Raw genomic sequence first — 19,785 nt, 5'->3', positions numbered from 1 at the left:
GGTGCTGATGGCGGCACTGGCCTATCGTGCGTTTCATGCGATTGAAATCCAACATTTGGGTCGCGGCCTATTTGCGCCGCTGCCAGACCGAGGGCGTGTTCGGCGCCGTGCGGCGACGTGGTGCCGAGGAGGCGGGCGCGGTGTTCGTCAAGGTGTCGCTGCTCGACGGCAATGCGATGCTGTACGCGCCGGCGCCGCAGACCGTCTATGACGACGGCCGGCCCATCGATCGCTTCTTCGTGCCGGTCGCGCCGCAGCCGCTGCCGGAGCACACGATCGAGGAGCGGCTGACCAAGGAAATCCGGTTCGATCCGGATGCCTGGATCGTCGAGACCGAGGATCGCGCCGGGCGGCATTTTCTGGAATTGGCGAAGGCTTAGCGCCAACCGTCATTGCGAGGAGCGAAGCGACGAAGCAATCCAGAAGCTCTCTGCGGAGGGACTCTGGATTGCTTCGCTACGCTCGCAATGACGCGCTTGGGGCAGGCGTCGCGCACTCTCCATCCAATGTCGCTGCGTCTGAAGGCCGGCCTTATCGCTCCGACGACCCGCCGGTACCGGTCTTCACCCCGGGCGCCGAGCCCGGCTGCACGCCGGGGCGCGTCTGGCTTGCGCCGGCACGGGCGCGCTGGCGTTCGCCGTCGTGTAGCGCGGATTGATACTTCGCGCGGGTGACGGCGAGCGTCGAGCCGCGCCAGGCCGCCAGCATCACCAGCGCCGATCGCTCGGGGAGGCGGTCGTAGAGCCGCGACAACCGGTACACCGTGTTCACGGACGTTCCGATCTCCGGCTTGAAGAACAACAGGATGCGCTGGAACACCGGGCTCGGCATGTCGAGCGCGCGCGCGGCGATCGCAAGCGCCTCGCCGCCGGCATCGTCGACGATCTGGGCTGCGACGCGCGAGGGCAGGATCAGGCTGTCGCCGAGCTCGAAGGTGAAGTTTTCGATATCGCCCGCGATCGCCGCCATCTCCAGGATCTGGATCGCGCGCTTGGCGCGCACGGTCGGAATCCGGGGGGCGGCCTTCAGCGGGGTCTGCGCCAGATTGTGCAGGATCAGCGCGCGCTCGGAGGCGCCGGCGCGGAAGAACATGTCGTGGATCTCGGCCGCCTCTTTTGGCTGCATCGCCATGTTGGCGGCCATGCGCTGCTCGGCCTCGGTCGGCACGCGTGCCGATGCGGGCGTGCGCGGCGGAGCGGGGATCTCCCGGGCCAATGGAACCCTGCGGCCTTCCTGGGTCGCGACCAGGCCGAGCTTCTGCAGGATCGGGACGGGCGTCTGCGGATAGACCGCGAGCCGCGCCTTGACGGCCGCGCGCGTCGCATCGTCGACCTGGTCGATCAGCCGCGTGGCGAGCTCGACGAACTGCCGCTGCTCGTCGTCGCTGTGGGTGCTCGTCTGGACGTAAAGGTCGGTCAGCACGCGCAGCAGCGTCGGACGGACGTCGACACCTTCGCGACGGGACAGGGTCATCAGCCCGTCGAATCCGGGAAACAGCGACTTGGTCATGGAGGCGTACGCAACTCGGGAAAGAGACTTGGGGGCGAGCCTAGCGCAGGTTCTTTTAAAGCCTCGTTAAGGAAAACGATGCGTGAAGCCGGCCCTGCAAATTCAGCAATTGTCGTGCCGCAACGGGACGGCGCGGTCCGTGCGGTTACGGTCGAAGGGGCGCGTTTACACCCCGTTAACCATGAACTGATCTTAATGAAATGCATGTTGCAGGGGCGCGTTCGGTCGCGCGGCAATTGAAGAGAGCTGACATGGGGACCATCATCGAATTTCCGGCCGGTCGCCGGGTGGGCTCGTCGGGGGATGTCGCTCCGCGCGCGGACATGGGAACGGTCGTGATCCTTCCCGTGATCCGTATCGAGCGTGAGGCGGACGAAACCAGTGGCGATCGCGGGCCGGAGCAGGGCACAGCGCCGGGGCGCCGTCGTCGCCGCCGCTGACATCCGGCTTCATGCAATGCCGGGCTCCATCCGCCAGATCCGGCCTGTCCTATCGGCCGTCCTGCTCACGCTGCTGGGCGCCTTGCTCGCGGCGTGCAGCGGCGGCGACTTCGGCCGCACCCGCGAGAGCATGCGCAGCGACGACATGCATCGCTGGCTCGGTGCGGAGGTCACCTCCAGCGTCGGCCTGAAGCCCTCGCAATTCCAGCTCACCGACGAAGAGCGCCAGCTTCGCGATCTCGCCTATCCCATGATCGAGCCGCCGCTGTCGCGCCCGGCATGGAAGAGCGTGTTCGGCGACTACAAGGCGCTGCCCTCGCCGTGGCGGCAGAAGATCGTGTTCGACCGCACCATGTACGGACGCACGCTGATCGACGAGCCGCACCGCTCGCATTCCTCGCGCTATGCGCAGCTGATCGAGGACGTGCGCAACGACATCACCCGCTTCGAGCCGTTCTTCGCCAGCGCGATCCGCGTCATCGACCTCGACAGGAAGCGCGATGCCAGCATGGCGCGCGTCTCCGCGCTCTCGCCGAGGGAGAGGGACGATGCGGTCGCGCGCATGCAGGAGAATTCGCTGATCGTGCAATGGGTGCAGCAGTGCCTGGAGCAGCGCGTCTCGTCCTACCGCTGGGCGCTGGAGCGCCTGGTGATCCAGGCCCCCGACGGCATGGCCGCCGATGCCGACCGCCTGATCGGCGAGCTCGCCGCCCAGACCGCCAACCCGCCGGTCGCAGGCCAGCCGCCTTACGGCCGCGCGGTGATCTCGAAGGGCTGAGCGCCGGTCCTCACGCCTGCCAGTTCCGCCGGGACGGTGCTGCCGCACGCGCGCCCGCCGCGGGCCTCGCGGTTCAGCATAATGGGCGAATCGCCCCGATTGGCGCTTGTTCTCCCCGGCCGTAGCGATAGGATTGCGCTGTTACACCAAGTCATTTTGCACGAAGGTCTTTTGCGATGAGCAGCAATTCCGGGATGCGGCTTGAGGTCCGTCGAAATTCCACACTTGCGCGAAAACTGCCAATTCTTGCCATTCTCTTCGGATCAGCCGGCCCGGCCGCCGCGCTGACCCAGGAGGCCGCGCTCGAGAACTGCCGGATGACGGTCGGCAAGCCGATCGTGCAAGCCTGCATGCAGGCACAAGGCGGCCGCAAGGCCGGTGCCGATATCGAGGGTTGCCGCGCCAAGGCCAAGCCGCAGGTCAAGGCCTGCGTGATGGCGGCTCTCAACGCCGCCAATGGCCGGGCCAATGTCGCCGTCGAGCTGCCGAAGGAAGCGGCGCCGAAGCTGGAGCCCGGCACCGCACTGCCGAAGGGCTTCATCGCGCCGCCCCGCACCATCGCCGACATCACGGCGATCCTCGATAGCGAGAAGCCGAACGAGAAGCTGATCGTGGAGCTGAAAGCGGACGCCGATTCCACGCCAAAGGGCAAGGAATCGCGCGAAGATCTCGCGCAGTTCTATTTCGATCGAGCCAATGCGCGTGCGCAGCTTGGTCGGCTTGCTGAATCCATTGCGGATGCCAGCAAGGCCGTCGAGGTCGGCCGCGGCGCCGTCGAGCCTCGGCTGATGGGCCGCATGCAGCAGCTCCTCTCGCTGCAATACGCCGCAGCCGGCGACCCAAAGCGGTCGATGGATGTGATTCAGAAGTTGTTGCGTGAGACCGCCACCCAGCCGGGCGCAAAAGGATACCAATTGAGCGCCAACCGGTCCGTTGTCGGCAACCTCATCCAGATGGGCGATGTCGCCCAGGCGGAAGCCTATCTGCGTCGCACACAGGCCGCAATCCAGGAGGCGCGCACCAGCGGTCTTCCGGGGTGGCGCACCTCCTATGCGCGTTTCGGGCAGAACTGGGAAGGGGAGCTCGAAGCGACAAAGGCGATGATCTTCGAAGCGCGCGGGCAGTTCGCGGAGGCCGAGGCTGCCTATCGCGTGGCCGAGCAGCGCAAGCGGGCCGGCATGAAGGGCGTGATGGAGTCGGACAATCCCCCGGCGGAAACCGTCTTCCTGCAGTCGATCGACAACCTGGTGCTCAGTCAGGCCCGCATGAAGGCGCGTCAAGGCCGGCTCGCCGAAGCCGAGGTCGACGCCCGACGTGCTCTGCTGGCGCGACTGAAGGACACCGGCAAGTACAATCCGGTGACGCCGCGCTACGTCATGGGCCTCGCCGGCATTCTGGTCGAAGAGGGCCGCTACGAAGAAGCCGAGCAGCTCGGCCGCGTGGCCCTGGAGATCAACAAGACCGTCGGTGTTCCCGACGATTCTCAATCCACCGTGCAATGGCTGTCGCAACTGGCCGGCATCCTGGCGCTCCAGCGCAAGACGCCGGAAGCCAACGCGATGTACGCGGCGATCGACAAGGCGATTGCGAATTGGGAGCCGCAGCGCCGCCAGGTGTTCGAGCTCAATCCGTCGCGCATTCTCTCGCTCTACGCCTCCGGCCAGCTCGAGGCCGGCATCGCTGCGGCCGAGCAATTGGTGAAGAAGCAGGTCGGCCGCGTCGGCGAAAATCATTTCGATGCCGCCTCGGCGCGCGGCACTCTGGCGGTCGGTCTGATGCGGGCGCGGCGCGATGCCGAAGCGATCCGCGAGTTCAAGGCCGCCATCCCGATCATGATGGCGAGCGCGCGGGAAAATGCCGACGACGAGAACACTACTGTGGTCGCCGCACGCAGCCAGCGCCTGCAGAGCATCGTTGAAAGCTATTTCGTGCTGCTTGCACGAACCGAAGCCGCAAGCGGCGGGGTCGGCGAGGAGACCTTCAGTCTCGCGGACGCCATCCGCGGCCGCTCGGTTCAGCAGGCTCTGGCGGCATCGAGCGCGCGGGCGGCCGCCAAGGATTCGGCGCTGGCCGATCTCGTCCGCAAGGAGCAGGACCTCACCAAGCAGGTCAACGCGCAACTTGGAACGCTCAACAACGTGCTGGCGCTTCCGTCCACCGAGCGGGACGAGAAGGGCGTGCAGCAGATCCAGGCCTCGATCGCCGCCTTGCGCACCGAGCGCGACAAGGCGCGCCAGGAGATCAAGCAGAAGTTTCCGGTCTACGCCGATCTCGTCTCTCCCAAGCCGCCCAGCGTCGCCGAAATCCGCGCAACGCTCGCCGACGGGGAGGCGATGTTGTCGTTCTATTTCGGCCAGAGCGGCAGTTTCGTCTGGGCCGTGCCGAAATCGGGCCCGGTGGCGTTCGCCGCGGTCAACGCCAGGATCGGCGATATCGAGACCAAGATACGCAAGCTGCGCGAAGCGCTCGAGCCGCAGGCGGCGATGATCTCGGACATTCCGCCGTTCGATCTCAAGCTCGGCCACGAGCTTTACGAGCTGTTGCTGAAGCCGGTCGAGAGCGGATGGAAGCCGGCCAAGAACCTGATCGTCGTGACCAACGGCGCTCTCGGGCTTCTGCCGCTGTCCCTGTTGCCGACGGCACCGGCGGAGGTGGCTGCGGACGAGGACCCGCTCTTCGTCGGCTATCGCAACGTACCGTGGCTGGCGCGAAGCCATGCCGTGTCGACGGTGCCCTCGGCCGCGGCGCTGCGCACGCTGCGGCAATTGCCGCCGGGCAAGCCCGGTCGCGGCGACCTCGTGGCCTTCGGCGATCCCTATTTCAACCGCGAGCAACAGGCCGAGGCGGAAGGCGGCGGAGAGAAGATTCAGGTCGCCGACGCCGGCGGCAATATCACGCGCGGCGGTCCGCTGAAGCGGCGCAACAGTCCCAAGCTCGAAGGCGTCGACAGCGCCGAGCTCGGTCTGTTGCCCCGTTTGCCCGACACCGCCGACGAGTTGAAATCGATCGCGCTGGCACTGCAGGCGGATCCCTCGAAGGTGTTGTTCCTCGGCAAGAGCGCGACCGAGAGCGCGGTGAAGACCATGAATCTGTCCGGCTTCAGGATCCTGGCCTTTGCCACCCATGGGCTCGTCCCGGGCGAGCTGAACGGGCTGACGCAGCCGGCACTCGCTCTGTCGTCGCCGACGGTGACGGGCGAGGGCGGCGACGGCCTGTTGACCATGGAGGAGATCCTCGGCCTCAAGCTGGATGCGGACTGGGTCGTCCTGTCGGCCTGCAATACCGGGGCCGGCGCCGGCGCCGGTGCAGAGGCCGCATCCGGGCTCGGGCGCGCCTTCTTCTACGCCGGAACGCGCGCGCTGCTGGTGACGAACTGGTCGGTGCATTCGCAGTCGGCGCGGCAATTGGTGACTGACCTGTTCAAGCGGCAGGCCGACGATCCCAAGCTGTCACGCAGCGAGGCGCTGCGCCAGGCGGCAATGGCCCTCGTCGATGGTCCGGGTTATCTCAACAGCGAAGGCAAGACCGAGTTCGCCTATGCGCATCCGCTGTTTTGGGCGCCGTACACGATCATCGGCGATGGCGGCTTGCGGTGACGAGACGGGAAGGGGTGCAGAGGAAATGAAGCGGAATGTCTTGCTCGGAATTGCGGCTGCAGCCTTGCTGGTCTCGGCGCCGTCGCGTGCGACGCAGTTGATCACGGAGGAGGAAGCCAAGCTGCCGCCTCCCAAGGGAGCGGTTGAAGTCCAGCAGCGCGGCATCCTGCGTGGCCCGAAGGTCGAGTTCGTCTCGCCGGGTGACGCGGCGAGCTCGCCGCTGCGGCTGGTGTTGAAATTTCAGTCCTATGGCGGAGCAAAGGTCGACCCGGACTCGGTCAAGGTGATCTTCCTCCGCACGCCTAACGTCGACCTGACTCCCAGGGTGAAGCCCTTCGTGCAGGCTGATGGCATCAACATGCAGGATGCGGAGCTGCCGCCCGGCGAATACACGGTGCGCGTCGATATCAAGGACAGCGATGGCCGGCCAGGCACGGCCGTGTTCACTCTGAAGGTCGCGCCCAAGTGAGCTTTGCCCAAGTGACCTCTCAAGTGACCTCTCAAGTGACCTGCCCTTACTGCCGGTCCGAAAGTGCCGAGGGTGCGCTGGTTTGTGCCTCGTGCGGGCGCGACATCGCCGTTCCTGCCACGCTGCTTGCCGAGCGCGACGATCTCTTGCGCAAGCGGGAGGATCTGCGCGATGAACTGAAACGGGCCAGAGACGAGATCGAAGCGATCATGAGACGAAGGAAGTCGCGCTAGCGATGGAGTGCCCGTTCTGCGCCGAGACGATCAAGGACGAAGCCATCGCGTGCAAGCATTGTTCGCGGGACTTGCGCGTCGTGCGGCCGACGCTTCTCGAGATCGACGAGATCGTTGCGGAGCTGGACAAGCTCAGGCGCGATCTCGATCGCGTCAACGTCCGTCTCGAGCGCTACAACAATCCGTTGCGCTATTACGGAACGCATGCGGTGCTCTATGTTGCGATTCCATCCCTGCTGCTGGTGATCGCGCATGTGCTGGTGACCATCACCTTCAACCTGTCGCCGATCCCGCTTCGGATCGCGTCGATCGCCGTACCGCTCTTGTTCGGATTCGTCGCCTATCCGCTGCACAGGGTCTACGTCCTGGCGGCATTCGTGCTCGCGTTTCTCACCGCGAGTGTCAGCATCCTGGCGATGCTGACGATCACCGGGATCCACGATCATGTCCCGATCCTTCCAACGGTATGGATCGAATGGCGGGAGGTGTTCGAATATGGCGCCAGTATCCTGCTCGCCTTCGTCTCGGGTAACATTCTCAGCGTCGTGATCTTCCAGATATTGCCGCGTGTGCTGACCCAGGGCGGCAAGCCGAACGCGTTCGCCTTCCGCATGGCGCGTCTATTGGGGCAGCATGTCGGTGAGGAGCAACTGCGCCGCCGCGCCCGCCTGATACAGGACCTCATGCAGACCGTGGGGCCACTGGTCGGCGTTGCCGCGACCGCTGTCGGCTCGATCTATGCGGGCTTGAAGGGCTTGCTGGGATAGCTGACCTTCCGACGCGCGCTTGCAGGCCTATCGCGCTTCCACCACTTCGCCGTCTTCCTTCACGAAGCGGCCGAGCGGATTGTCCAGGAGATCGATCACGGCTTCCGACGGCCGGCACAAGCGCGTGCCCTTTGGCGTCACCACGATCGGACGGTTGATGAGGATGGGATGGGCGAGCATGAGATCGAGCAGCTCGTCGTCGCTCCATTTGGGATCGTCCAGGCCGAGCTCCTTGTAGGGCGTTCCCTTCTCGCGCAGCAGCGCGCGGACCGTAATGCCCATGGTCGCGACCAGCTCCTTGAGCTCGTCCCGCGAGGGCGGCGTCTTGAGATATTCGACCACGACGGGCTCGGTGCCGCTCTGCCGGATCATCGCCAGCGTGTTGCGCGAGGTGCCGCAGGCGGGGTTGTGATAGATCGTGACGGTCATCGAATTGTCTCCGTGATTGCAACCGAGGCGGACGCGCGTGAGCGTCCGAGCAGCCAGTTCATCAGCAGCATGCCGGCGAACGCTCCGCACAGCTCGGCAATGACGAAGCCGGGCAGGTCGGCGGGACGAATGCCTGAGAACGTGTTGGTCAGGGACCTCGCAATGGCCACGGCCGGATTGGCAAACGAGGTGGAGGCCGTGAACCAATAAGCCGCGGTGATGTAGAGGCCCACCAGCCAAGGCACGGCCGTGCGCTGAAAACGGATGCCGGCCAGGATCGTCGCAACCAGCCCGAACGCGGCCACCGCTTCGGCGAACCATTGCGGCCCTCCGGTTCGGACTTTCGTCGAGAGTTCGAGCAGCGGCAGCCCGAACATCAGATGCGCCGCCACCGTTCCCGCGATCCCGCCAGCGATTTGCGCGACAATATAGAACGCAGCCTCGTGTCCCGGCAGCTCGCGCTGGCCGGTGAAGACGAGCGTCACCGCGGGATTGAAGTGTGCGCCGGAGATCGGACCGAGCACCGTGATCAGGACGACCAGGATGGCGCCGGTCGGCAAGGTGTTGCAGAGCAGCGCCAGCGCGATGTCCTTGGTCAACGTTTCCGCCATGATGCCGGAGCCGACCACGGTGGCGACGAGAATGCCCGTGCCGAGCGCTTCGGCCGCAAGGCGCCGTGAAAGATCGAAACTGTCCATCAGCCGGCCTTCGGTGCCAAATCGGTTGCACCTTCGGAGCGGCCGATTTCGCGCAGCTTGGTGCCGAGCGAAAGCTTGTCGATGCTCCTCAGCGGGAGGTTCGCGAATGTAGCGATGCGGTTTCTCAGATAACGAAACGCGGTGACGAATGCCGCCTGTTTCTCCAGTTCTGAACCCTCTGCTGCGGCAGGATCCTCGATGCCCCAATGCGCCGTCATCGGCTGGCCCGGCCAGATCGGACAGGCCTCACCCGCTGCGTTGTCGCAGACGGTGAAGACGAAATCCATCACCGGTGCATCCGGAGCGGCAAACTCCAGCCAGCTTTTCGAGCGCATTCCGTCGGCGGGATAGCCCATGTGTTCCAGCGTGCGCAACGCCAGCGGATGGACTGCGCCTTTCGGGGTGCTGCCGGCGGAGAAGGACTGAAAGCGGCCGCCGCCGTCCTTGCGCAGGATCGACTCAGTCAAGATCGATCGTGCCGAATTGCCGGTGCATAGGAACAAGACGTTAAACCTGTGATCAGACACGGCTTCGCTCCTTTCGTTTTGGCGAACAGCACGATTGCAAAGTCTCGACGACGGGGTCGCAAACTTCCGGCCGTCCGTCGCAGCAATCGCGCAGCAGGAAGACTGCGACGTCGCGAAACTCGCCGAGATTGGCGCGATAGACGATCGAGCGGCTGTGCCGCTCGGAAGATACGAGGCGGGCGCGGCTCAGAATCGACAGATGCGCCGACAGCGTGTTTTGCGGGACTTCCAAGAGGCGCGCGAGGTCGCCGGCCGCAAGACCTTCAGGTTCGTGCCTGACTAGCGTCCGGAACGCCTCCAGACGGGTCGGTTGAGACAGCGCGGCGAGCGCCAGGACGGCTTGCTCTGTTTCCATACATCCAGATTTATGGAATTATCGAGGCCGCGTCAATCTGGAAACGTCCGGGCACCGCTCCAAATTTCGAACATTCTAGAAATACCGTTTGACACTCGATGTGCAGGCGCGCATCATGGCGTTCATGAAGATCGACGACGCGGCAGCGCGCCTGGAAGCCCTCGGAAATCGGACCCGCCTGCAGATTTACCGGGCGCTGGTTCGGGCGGGGCATGCGGGCATGCCGGTCGGCCGCCTGCAGGACAAGCTGAAGATTCCAGCCTCGACGCTGTCGCACCACATCAAAACCTTGGTCTCGGTCGGACTGGTCAGTCAGAGCAGGGAATCGACGACCCTGATCTGCCGCGCCCATTTCGATGCCATGCGGGGGCTGGTCGACTTCCTGGCCGCGGAGTGCTGTGCAGACGAAGCGGGATGTAAGGATGCCCAGACGGCAGCCTGATTCATTTTGCTAATTATTCGATAATTCTAGAAGGATGGAGTATTGGGAATGGACAAGACCGTAGCCATCATCGGAGCGGGGCCGGTCGGCCTCGCAGCCGCCGCTCATGTGCTCGAACGCGGCATGTCCCCTGTCGTGCTCGAGGCCGGACCCGAAGCCGGGCATGCCGTGCGGCAATGGCAGCACGTCCAGCTCTTCTCGCCCTGGGAATACAACGTCGACAAGGCCGCGGCGCGCCTGCTTGCGCCGACTGGATGGAATTCGCCGGACCCGAGCTCCTATCCGAGCGGCGGCGAACTGATCGATCGCTATCTCGCGCCTCTGGCCACGCGAACGCCGCTGCGCGAGACGATCCGGACCTCGAGCCGCGTCACGGCGATCAGCCGCGCCGGCTTCGACAAGGCGAAGACGAAGGGGCGGGGCCAGGCGCCGTTCGAAATCCGCTACCGGAACGGCAAAGGCGACGAGGTGATGCGCGCCGATGCCGTCATCGACGTCTCCGGCACGTGGTTCTCGCCCAATCCGGCCGGCAGCAACGGTCTGCCGGCGTTCGGTGAACGCGAATGCGCCGGCCGCATCGCCTTTGGCATGCCGCCCGTGTGCGGCACCGCTCGCAGCAGATACGCCGGCAAGACCGTGGCGGTGCTCGGTGCCGGCCATTCCGCCCTGGGCACGCTGATCGATCTCGCGCAGCTCGCCGAGGAGGCGCCCGGCACCAAGCCCGTTTGGCTGCTGCGCGGCGAGGATCCGGCAAAGGCCTTCGGCGGCGGCCGCAACGACAAGCTTGCCGCGCGCGGCGAGCTTGGCTCAGCCTTCGCCGCGCTCGTGACTGCCGGAAAGATTGCGGTCGAGACCGGCTTCGGTGTCACCCATATTTCGGAGCTCGAAGGCCGCCTCAGGATTTCGGCAGGCGCCAGTTCTGCTGCGCCGAGTGTGGTTGCCGATGAGCTGGTGGTGTCGACCGGCTTCCGGCCCGATCTCTCGTTCCTGTCCGAGCTGCGGCTGCGGCTCGATCCGGCGATCGAGGCGCCCCTCGCGCTCGCGCCGCTCATCGACCCCAACGAGCATAGCTGCGGAACGGTGCGGCCTCACGGCGCGCGCGAGCTGGCGCATGATGAGCCGGGCTTCTATCTTGCCGGCATGAAATCCTACGGCCGCGCGCCGACCTTCCTGATGATGACCGGCTACGAGCAGGTCCGCTCGATCGCCGCCGACATCGCCGGCGACAAGAAGGCCGCGGCAAGGGTCGAGCTCGTGCTGCCGGAGACCGGCGTCTGTACACGCGCCGGCGTGGAGTCCGCCAGCGCAGCGGGATGCTGCGGTGGTCCGCCCAAGGCCGAACCCTCGGCCTGCTGTGCCGCCGATGAATCCGCCAGGAAGGCGGGCGGTGTGGGATGCGGTTGCTCATGAGCCGTGGCACTGCGGGCCCGCTCACCGTCGTCATCGCGCTCGGCAGCGCGCAGACCATCGCGTGGGCGTCGAGCTACTATCTTCCTGCGATCCTGGCTGCGCCGATCGCGGGCGATCTCGGTCTTGCGCCGACCTACGTGTTCGCCGCGCTGTCGGGAGCGCTCATCATCTCCGGCCTGCTTGGTCCGAGAGTTGGGCATGCCATCGATACGTTCGGTGGGCGTAGCCTGCTTGCGATCTCTAACCTCGTTTTCGCGGCGGGCTTGCTGCTGCTGTCCGCGGCCTATGGCCTAGCGGCGCTGATCACAGCCTGGATCCTGCTTGGGATCGGCATGGGCATGGGCCTCTATGAGGCCGCGTTCGCGACGCTTGCGCGCATTTACGGCGCCGATGCGCGACGAACGATCACCGGCATCACCCTGATCGCGGGTTTTGCCAGCACGCTCGGCTGGCCGCTCACGACCTGGCTCGCCACGGAATACGGCTGGCGCGCGGCCTGCCAGCTCTGGGCGGTGATCCACATCGGTCTTGCCTTGCCGCTCAACCTTTCGCTGCCCCGTGCCGCTCCATTGCACCAGGAGGCGGGACCGAGCACGGGCGCAAGCCGGCAATCCGGCCGGCAGAGCGAAACCTTCGTCATGATACTGCTGGCGTACATGTTTGCGGCCGCAAGTTTTGTCAGCTCCGGAGTCTCGGCCATTCTGCCCACCATGCTGGTCGCGTTCGGCGCCACGCCAGCACAGGCGTTGTTGGCAGGAGCATTGGTCGGACCCGCGCAAGTCGGTGCCCGCCTTCTGGAAGCAGGATGGCTTGGCCGGTTTCATCCGCTGCTGTCGGCGAGGCTCGCCATGCTCATGAATCCCATCGGCGTGCTTGCGCTGGTCGCAGGCGGCCCTTGGCTCGCACCGGCCTTCGCGGTGCTGTATGGCGCCGGCAACGGCATCATCACCATTGCCCGTGGTACGCTGCCGTTGGCGCTGTTTGGGCCGGTCGGGTTCGGCAGGCGTGTCGGGATGATTTCGCTGCCTTCCAGGGCAACGGGCGCTTTCGCGCCCCTTGCGCTGGGACTGATGGTGGAGCATCTCGGCAGCAGCGCGCTCTGGATCAGCGCCCTGGCCTCGGTCTCTGCGTTCTTCGCCCTTCTGCTGCTTCGTGGGGATCAGACGGCATGAGTCCCTGTCCGACGGGAGGAGAACATTCGTAGCTTGCGCGGCTGGCCGCTGATTGCGGTGATGTGTATCGGCCAGCTCGGCAATCTGCTGCCGCACGTGACGTTGTCCGCAAATCTCGCCCAGCATCTGATGCCGGCGTGGGGGTTGTCGGCCGCCGAGGGCGGGATGATGGCGAGCGGCTATGCGTTTGGCTACATGCTGGCGGTGCCCGTGCTCACGACGCTGACCGATCGCATCGACGCACGGCTCGTGCTCCTCTGCGGCTCTGTCGTCAGCGGAGTAGCGACCGTTGCGTTCGGCATCTTCGCGCAAGGGTTCTGGTCGGGGACCATCATCTGGTCGCTCGCCGGCCTTGGTTTTGCCGGTGCCTACATGCCCGGGCTCAAGGCACTGACGGACCGGTTGCCCGCCGGCGACAGCTCGCGGGCGGTCACGCTCTACACGTCGAGCTTCTCGGTGGGCGTCGGCCTGTCGTTCCTGATCGCGCAAGTCCTCGCCGACGGCTGGGGATGGCGGACCGCGTTTTACGTGACCGGCATCGGCCCCATCGCGATGGTGGTCGCGTGTCTTTTGATCGAGAGCCGCAGTCCCGCTCCAAGAACAGGACGCCTTTTGAACTTCGCGCCCGTTTTCGCCAACCGCGAGGCGCTCGGCTACATCTTCGGCTACGGCGCGCACTGCTTCGAGCTCTACGGCATTCGCACCTGGCTGGTCGGCTTCTGGACCTACGTCGTCGCGCATCAGGGCGCGCCCTCGTGGCTGAGCCCGGTCCTGATGAGCTTCTGTTTTGCAGTGATCTCCATGCCCGCCAGCATCCTCGGCAACGAGGCCGCACTGAAGTTCGGGCGACATCGGGCGATCACCGTGGTGATGATCGCTTCGGCCTGCGTTGCGCTCGTCATCGGCCTGAATGCGACGGCTCCGGCATGGGTGCTGGCGCTGCTGCTGGTGATCTATGGCCTGACGGTGCCGGCGGATTCCGGTGCGTTGACGGCCGGCATGTCGGCTGCAGCTGTCTCGGAGCATCGCGGCGCGACCCTGGCCCTGCATTCGACCGTCGGGTTCGGCCTGTCGGCGATCGGAGCGTGGGGAACCGGGGTTGCCCTCGATGCCGCTGGCGGTCCGCAGAGTGCAGAGGGCTGGTTGCTGGCCTTCACCGTGCTCGCGACCGGGATCGCACTCGGCCCGCTCGCGTTGCTATGGTCGCGGACGGCTCGGTCCGACGAGCTGGTATCGAGGTCGCAATAGGCGAGCAGGATGCGGGCGATCGGGCTGACAGGGATCCGAGCCTTGCTCACGAATGCTTGACCCGGATCAAAGAATGCTTTCGGCCGCAGACTATGTTACTCAGGCTGCATTGCGGGTTCCAAAGGGTATCCAAAAGGTTAAAGCACGTCTGATGCGGATCGTTCGGACCATCCTGGCACTCGCCATCGCCATATCCCTGGCGATGCTGCCGGCTGGTGCGTCCGCTTCCAGCCTTACGATGTCGTCGGGTGATATGCAGGCGGCCATGCAGGTCGGCGGCGACGGCGATATGTCGATGGACGATTGTTGTCCCGACATGAAGGGAACGGGCTCCGACAGCAGCTACACGTGCGGGATGGGCTTCTGCTGTGTCGGCGGTACCGTCGCACTTGCGGACATTCGTCCCCTGGCTTTCGAATTCCTTGCCGTCGCGGCAGCGGAAGCGGCTATTCCCGCCGATCAGGTCGTCGCCTCCCGCGGCGGCAGTCCTCCCTTCCGGCCTCCTCGAATCTGATCTCCGTAAAAGACGCGCGCGGGCACGCCCCGCGCGACGACGGCTGATGTGCGCGTTCCTGCGTCGCGGTCGAGATCAATTCATGAGGACAGGACAATGCTTTCCAAGTTCAGCACTGCGGCTGTTGCCGCCACCCTTTCGCTTGCCGCCTCGGCCGCGTTGGCGGGCGCCGGCGACTATGCTTTCGAGCCGGTCAATCCCGAGATGAAGAAGGGCGACGACGTCACGCTCGCCGTTCGTTTGACCAACAAGCAGACCGGCAAGCCGGTGCCGGACGCCGTCATCTTCAAGACGCGCGTGGACATGGCGCCGGACGGTATGGCCGAGATGGAATCGGCGGTCGCACCGCTGCCGTCCAAGGAGCCGGGCGTCTACGCCTTTAGGACGGACCTGCCGATGGCCGGCCGCTATCAGGTCACACTCTCGGCGAAGGTGCAGGGTGAGGCCGAGACGGTCACGGGCAAGGTCGTCGTCAAGGCGATCAAGTGAGCTTTCGGGCGCCGCCGGATGGAGCCCGAACTTCTCTTTCCCATTCACATGGACGCGCTCTGAGCGCGCGAATTCAACCATGAAGACGTTGCGTCTCTTGACTGCTCTCGCTCTCGGCGGCGGTCTCGCCCTTGGCGCGTACTGGTCCTCGAACGAGGGGCGCTGGTCGGTCCATGCCGAAGTGACCCCGGCTGCGGGGCCAGCGGACCGAACTCCGCTCTACTATCGCGATCCCAGTGGCGCGCCGCTCTGGTCCGCCGGGCCAAAGAAGGATGACCGCGGGCGGGACTATCTGCCGGTCTACGATGACGACAAGGCCGCCCAGGCAGAGCCGAGACCAGCGCAGGCGGCTTCATCGCGCAAGATTCTCTACTACCGCAATCCCATGGGCTTGCCCGACACCTCGCCGGCGCCGAAGAAGGACCCGATGGGGATGAACTATGTCCCCGTCTACGAAGGCGACGCCGTCGATGATGGCACGGTGAAGCTGTCGCCCGGCAAGATCCAGCGCAGCGGCGTGAAGTCCGAGCCGGTCGCGCGGCGATCAGTCCGTGCCCTGGTCAAGGCACCCGGTACGATCCAATTGGACGAGCGCCGCGTCTCGGTGATCGCGATGCGCGCCGAGAGCTTCGTGCAGAAGATCGCGGACGTCACCACCGGCACCCGCGTCAAGGCGGGCCAGCCGCTGATGGAGATCTACAGCTCGGCGGTCGCCTCCGCGGCGGCCGAATACCTCGCGACCATCACCTCCAAGACCGTCGGCGGCGTCGAGATGTACGGCCGCGGCTCGCGGCAACGGCTGGTCAATCTCGACGTCCCCGAGCGGGTGATCGCCGAGATGGAGAAAACGCATGTCTCGCCCGTCACCATCCTTTGGTCGGCGCCGCGCGACGGGATCGTGCTCGAGCGCAACGCGATCGAAGGCATGCGCGCCAATCCCGGCGACGTGCTGTTCCGCATCGCCGACACCTCGCTGGTCTGGGCGCTGGTCGACGTCGCCGAGCGCGATCTCGGCAACATCGCGGTCGGGCAGTCCGTTGCGGTGCGCGCGCGCAGCTTCCCCGGCCGCAGCTTCACCGGCAAGATCGCCGTGATCTATCCGCAGGTGAACCGCGAAACCCGGACGGTCCGCGTCCGCATCGAGCTCGCCAATCCCGAGGCGGTGCTGTTGCCGGACATGTATGTCGATGCCGAGGTCGATACGGCAGATGGCGCGCCCGTCCTGGCGATCCAGGACAGCGCGGTGCTCGACACCGGCACGCGGCAGGCCGTCCTCGTCGACAAGGGGGACGGGCGCTTCGAGCCGCGGGAGGTGAAGCTCGGCCGTCGCGGCGGCGGCTTGATCGAGGTCCGGGATGGCCTTGCCGAAGGCGAAGCGGTGGTCACGTCCGCCAACTTCCTGATCGATGCGGAAAGCAACCTGAAGGCCGCGCTGAAAGGCTTTGCCGAGGCTGCGCCTCAAGCCTCCGACGCCGGCCATGCGACGGGAGAGCATAAATGATCGCCCGCATCATCGCCTGGTCTGCGCGCAACCTGCTGCTGGTGTTGTTCGGCACCGGCTTTGCGGCCGCCGCCGGCCTCTACGCGCTGCTTCATCTACCGCTGGATGCGATCCCCGACCTTTCGGACACCCAGGTCATCGTCTACACCGAATATCCCGGTCAGGCGCCGCAGGTGATCGAGGACCAGGTCACCTATCCCCTGACGACGGCGATGCTGACCGTGCCGAAATCGAAGGTGGTGCGCGGCTTCTCCTTCTTCGGCGTGTCGTTCGTCTACGTGATCTTCGAGGACGGCACCGACATCTATTGGGCGCGCTCGCGTGTGATGGAGTTTCTGAACAGCGCGACATCGCGGCTTCCGGTCGGCGTCACCCCGACCATCGGGCCCGATGCGACCGGCGTCGGCTGGGTCTACCAATACGCCGTGATGTCAAAAGAATTGAACCTCGCCGACACGCGCACCATCCAGGACTGGAATCTGAAATTCGCGCTGGCCAAGGCCGAGGGCGTTGCCGAAGTCGCCAGCATCGGCGGCTTCGTCAAGCAGTACAACGTGGTGCTCGACCCGCAGCGCATGCGCGACCGCGGCATCAGCATGCAGAAGATCCGGGAGGCGATCCGCGCCAGCAACGCCGACGTCGGCGGCCGGACGGTCGAGCTGTCGGAGTTCGAATACGTCATTCGCGGCAAGGGCTACATCAAGGGCATCAACGATCTCGGCAACATCGTCCTGAAGACCAGCAACGGCACGCCGGTGCTGCTCCGGGACGTCGCCAATGTCGAGCTCGGGCCCGACGAGCGGCGCGGCATCGCCGAGCTGAACGGTGAGGGCGAGGTCGCAAGCGGCATCGTGCTGCAGCGCTTCGGCGTCAACGCGCTGGACGTCATCGAAAACGTCAGGAAGCGCTTCAAGGAGATCGCGAGCAGCCTGCCGAAGTCGGTCGAGATCGTCCCGGTCTACGACCGCTCGGGCCTGATCTATTCGGCGATCGACACGCTCAAGCACACGTTGTTCGAGGAGAGCATCGTGGTCGCGCTCGTCTGCATCGTGTTCCTGCTCCATGTCCGCAGCGCGCTGGTCGCGATCCTGATGCTGCCGGTCGGCGTGCTGATGGCGTTCGGTGCCATGAAGCTGCTGGGCCTCGGATCCAACATCATGAGCCTCGGGGGCATCGCGATCGCGATCGGCGCCATGGTGGATGCCGCGATCGTCATGATCGAGAACGCGCACAAGCACCTCGAGCGCGCCGAGCCCGGTCAGTCGCGCGTCCAGATCCTGATCGATGCGGCGTCCGAGGTCGGCCCGGCGTTGTTCTTCAGCCTGCTCATCATCACCGTCTCGTTCATGCCGATCTTCACGCTGGAATCGCAGGAGGGGCGGCTGTTCAGCCCGCTGGCGTTCACGAAGACCTTTGCGATGGCGGCCGCGGCCCTCTTGTCCGTCACTCTGGTGCCGGCACTGATGGTGATCTTCGTCCGCGGCAGGATCGTTCCCGAGAGCAAGAACGTCATCAACCGCTTCCTGATCTTTATCTACCGGCCGGTCATCAAGGGCGTGCTGCGCGCCAAGACGCTGGTGATCCTGGCCTCGCTCGTCGTGCTCGCCGTCACGATCTGGCCGGCGCGGCAGCTCGGCACCGAGTTCATGCCGACGCTGAACGAGGGCACGCTGCTCTACATGCCGACCACGCTGCCCGGCATCTCCGTGACCAAGGCGGCCGAGCTGATGCAAACGCAGGACCGCATCATCAAGTCGTTCCCGGAGGTCGAATCGGTCTACGGCAAGGCGGGACGGGCGGCGACCGCGACCGATCCGGCGCCGACCGAGATGTTCGAGACGGTGGTCAGCCTGAAGCCGAAGGAGCAATGGCGGGCAGGCGTTACCGTCGACAGCCTGATCGCGGAGATGGACAAGGCGCTGCAGTTTCCGGGCGTCTCAAACGCCTGGACCATGCCGATCAAGGCGCGCATCGACATGCTGTCCACCGGCATCCGCACTCCCGTCGGCGTCAAGGTGATGGGCACCGACCTCGTCGAGATCGATCGGCTGGCGAAGCAGGTCGAACGCGTGATCAAGGCGGTCCCGGGCACCGCATCGGCCTACGCCGAGCGCGGCATCGGCGGCTATTATCTCGAGATCGTCCCGGATCGCGAGGCGCTCGCCCGTTACGGCATCCTGATCCAGGACGTTCAGGACACCATCGCGGCCGCGCTCGGCGGTCAGACCGTCACGACGACGGTGGAAGGGCGGCAGCGCTTCACGGTGAACATGCGCTATCCGCGCGACCTGCGCGACAATCCCAAGGCGATCGCCAGCGATATCCTGGTGCCGATGCCCGCAGGCGGCGCGGTGCCGCTCGGCGAGGTCGCGAAGGTCGAGCCGGCGCGGGGCCCGACCTCGATCCGGACCGAGAACGGCCAGCTCGCGACCTACGTCTATGTCGACATTCGCGATCGCGACATCGGCAGCTACGTCGCCGATGCGCAACGCGCCGTGACTGACAGCATCCAGTTCCCGCCCGGATATTACGTGGTCTGGAGCGGCCAGTACGAATATCTGCAGCGCGCCGCGGCGCGCCTGAAGATCGTGGTGCCGGTGACGCTGACGATCATCTTCCTGCTGCTGTACCTGAATTTCAGGGCCATGACCGAAACCCTCATCGTCATGCTGTCGCTGCCCTTCGCGCTGGTCGGCGGCATCTGGATGATGTGGTGGCTCGGCTTCAACCTGTCGGTCGCCGTCGCCGTCGGCTTCATCGCGCTCGCCGGCGTCGCCGCCGAGACCGGCGTCGTGATGCTGATCTACCTCGAGCATGCCCTGGCCGAGATGAAGGCGACGTGCAGCGCCGAGGGCAGGGGCTTCACCCGGCAGGATCTCCACGAGGCCATCATGGTGGGCGCGGTCGAGCGCGTGCGTCCCAAGATGATGACGGTCGTCGCCATCATGGCGGGCCTGCTGCCGATCATGTGGAGCACCGGAACCGGGTCGGAGATCATGCAGCGCATCGCGGTGCCTATGATTGGCGGCATGATATCGTCGACGCTGCTGACGCTGATCGTGATCCCCGCGATCTTCGGATTGGTGAAGGGCGTCCGCTTGCCGCCCAAGCGCGAGGACAAGGCGCCATCGACCGAGACGCCAAAGCCGATCGGCGCCAGATTGCGCGTCGTGGAGCCGGCCGGATGACACGAGCCATGATGCACGAT

20 protein-coding genes are annotated in these 19,785 nt (G+C 65.6%); 15 read left to right on the top strand and 5 right to left on the bottom strand.

Going from position 1 to position 19,785, the window contains the following annotated elements; all coding sequences use genetic code 11:
• The first annotated feature begins 35 nt into the window (after window positions 1-35).
• Window positions 36-380 carry a DUF1491 family protein gene (locus ACNJYA_RS26030; protein ID WP_172784189.1) on the top strand — a complete coding sequence of 115 codons (345 nt, stop codon included), beginning with the start codon at window positions 36-38 and terminating at the stop codon, window positions 378-380.
• A 151-nt stretch (window positions 381-531) separates the two neighbouring features.
• On the opposite strand, the gene ACNJYA_RS26025 is transcribed toward ACNJYA_RS26030, so the two are convergent.
• Window positions 532-1,509, bottom strand: coding sequence for a DUF2336 domain-containing protein (locus ACNJYA_RS26025; protein ID WP_439363736.1), 978 nt, complete (start codon window positions 1,507-1,509; stop codon window positions 532-534).
• A gap of 251 nt (window positions 1,510-1,760) precedes the next feature.
• On the opposite strand from ACNJYA_RS26025, the gene ACNJYA_RS26020 reads away from it, so the two are divergent.
• The 6 genes from ACNJYA_RS26020 (at window position 1,761) to ACNJYA_RS25995 (ending at window position 7,792) form a co-directional block, all read left to right on the top strand.
• Complete coding sequence (locus tag ACNJYA_RS26020) at window positions 1,761-1,949, top strand: hypothetical protein (protein ID WP_172784191.1); 189 nt, start codon at window positions 1,761-1,763, stop codon at window positions 1,947-1,949.
• 16 nt (window positions 1,950-1,965) lie between these two features.
• Entirely contained in the window at window positions 1,966-2,727 is a 762-nt protein-coding gene (locus ACNJYA_RS26015; protein WP_212256960.1) for a hypothetical protein, read from the top strand.
• A gap of 176 nt (window positions 2,728-2,903) precedes the next feature.
• Window positions 2,904-6,323: a CHAT domain-containing protein gene (locus ACNJYA_RS26010; protein ID WP_439400950.1), complete on the top strand. Its 3,420-nt coding sequence runs from the start codon at window positions 2,904-2,906 to the stop codon at window positions 6,321-6,323.
• 25 nt (window positions 6,324-6,348) lie between these two features.
• Window positions 6,349-6,792 carry a hypothetical protein gene (locus tag ACNJYA_RS26005; RefSeq protein WP_172784193.1) on the top strand — a complete coding sequence of 148 codons (444 nt, stop codon included), beginning with the start codon at window positions 6,349-6,351 and terminating at the stop codon, window positions 6,790-6,792.
• Complete coding sequence (locus tag ACNJYA_RS26000) at window positions 6,789-7,025, top strand: hypothetical protein (RefSeq protein ID WP_439400949.1); 237 nt, start codon at window positions 6,789-6,791, stop codon at window positions 7,023-7,025. Before ACNJYA_RS26005 ends, ACNJYA_RS26000 begins: the two co-directional genes overlap by 4 nt.
• A gap of 2 nt (window positions 7,026-7,027) precedes the next feature.
• Entirely contained in the window at window positions 7,028-7,792 is a 765-nt protein-coding gene (locus ACNJYA_RS25995; RefSeq protein ID WP_439400948.1) for a hypothetical protein, read from the top strand.
• Between the two features lie 27 nt (window positions 7,793-7,819).
• Here the strand turns inward: ACNJYA_RS25995 and arsC are convergent, their stop codons facing one another.
• The 4 genes from arsC to ACNJYA_RS25975 are packed head-to-tail and all read right to left on the bottom strand — an operon-like array spanning window position 7,820 to window position 9,801.
• Window positions 7,820-8,221, bottom strand: a complete 402-nt coding sequence (gene arsC / locus ACNJYA_RS25990) for an arsenate reductase (glutaredoxin) (RefSeq protein ID WP_260382913.1) — start codon at window positions 8,219-8,221, stop codon at window positions 7,820-7,822.
• Window positions 8,218-8,919 (bottom strand): aquaporin, encoded by a 702-nt coding sequence (locus ACNJYA_RS25985; RefSeq protein WP_439400947.1) that lies wholly within the window; start codon window positions 8,917-8,919, stop codon window positions 8,218-8,220. Before ACNJYA_RS25985 ends, arsC begins: the two co-directional genes overlap by 4 nt.
• Entirely contained in the window at window positions 8,919-9,446 is a 528-nt protein-coding gene (locus tag ACNJYA_RS25980; protein WP_439400946.1) for an arsenate reductase ArsC, read from the bottom strand. The genes ACNJYA_RS25985 and ACNJYA_RS25980 overlap by 1 nt, the downstream gene beginning before the upstream one ends.
• Window positions 9,439-9,801 carry an ArsR/SmtB family transcription factor gene (locus ACNJYA_RS25975; protein WP_212256954.1) on the bottom strand — a complete coding sequence of 121 codons (363 nt, stop codon included), beginning with the start codon at window positions 9,799-9,801 and terminating at the stop codon, window positions 9,439-9,441. Before ACNJYA_RS25975 ends, ACNJYA_RS25980 begins: the two co-directional genes overlap by 8 nt.
• 124 nt (window positions 9,802-9,925) lie before the next feature.
• Between ACNJYA_RS25975 and ACNJYA_RS25970 the strand changes: the two genes are divergently transcribed.
• The 8 genes from ACNJYA_RS25970 (at window position 9,926) to ACNJYA_RS25935 (ending at window position 19,765) form a co-directional block, all read left to right on the top strand.
• Window positions 9,926-10,243: an ArsR/SmtB family transcription factor gene (locus ACNJYA_RS25970; RefSeq protein WP_439403474.1), complete on the top strand. Its 318-nt coding sequence runs from the start codon at window positions 9,926-9,928 to the stop codon at window positions 10,241-10,243.
• A 48-nt stretch (window positions 10,244-10,291) separates the two neighbouring features.
• A complete protein-coding gene (locus ACNJYA_RS25965; protein WP_439400945.1) occupies window positions 10,292-11,653 on the top strand; it encodes an NAD(P)-binding domain-containing protein in 1,362 nt (453 codons plus the stop codon).
• Window positions 11,650-12,825, top strand: a complete 1,176-nt coding sequence (locus tag ACNJYA_RS25960; protein ID WP_439400944.1) for an MFS transporter — start codon at window positions 11,650-11,652, stop codon at window positions 12,823-12,825. The genes ACNJYA_RS25965 and ACNJYA_RS25960 overlap by 4 nt, the downstream gene beginning before the upstream one ends.
• 60 nt (window positions 12,826-12,885) lie before the next feature.
• Window positions 12,886-14,073 carry an MFS transporter gene (locus tag ACNJYA_RS25955; RefSeq protein WP_439403473.1) on the top strand — a complete coding sequence of 396 codons (1,188 nt, stop codon included), beginning with the start codon at window positions 12,886-12,888 and terminating at the stop codon, window positions 14,071-14,073.
• A 151-nt stretch (window positions 14,074-14,224) separates the two neighbouring features.
• Window positions 14,225-14,587, top strand: coding sequence for a hypothetical protein (locus ACNJYA_RS25950; RefSeq protein WP_439403472.1), 363 nt, complete (start codon window positions 14,225-14,227; stop codon window positions 14,585-14,587).
• Between the two features lie 96 nt (window positions 14,588-14,683).
• A complete protein-coding gene (locus ACNJYA_RS25945) occupies window positions 14,684-15,076 on the top strand; it encodes a FixH family protein (protein ID WP_439400943.1) in 393 nt (130 codons plus the stop codon).
• A 79-nt stretch (window positions 15,077-15,155) separates the two neighbouring features.
• Window positions 15,156-16,577, top strand: coding sequence for an efflux RND transporter periplasmic adaptor subunit (locus ACNJYA_RS25940; RefSeq protein ID WP_439400942.1), 1,422 nt, complete (start codon window positions 15,156-15,158; stop codon window positions 16,575-16,577).
• On the top strand, window positions 16,574-19,765 hold the full coding sequence (locus tag ACNJYA_RS25935; protein WP_439400941.1) for an efflux RND transporter permease subunit: 3,192 nt from the start codon (window positions 16,574-16,576) through the stop codon (window positions 19,763-19,765). Before ACNJYA_RS25940 ends, ACNJYA_RS25935 begins: the two co-directional genes overlap by 4 nt.
• Window positions 19,766-19,785: the final 20 nt, after the last annotated feature.

It is taken from the genome of Bradyrhizobium sp. BLXBL-01 (assembly GCF_051853025.1).
Classification (GTDB): Bacteria; Pseudomonadota; Alphaproteobacteria; order Rhizobiales; family Xanthobacteraceae; genus Bradyrhizobium.
This window is presented reverse-complemented; position numbering and strand designations above follow the sequence as displayed.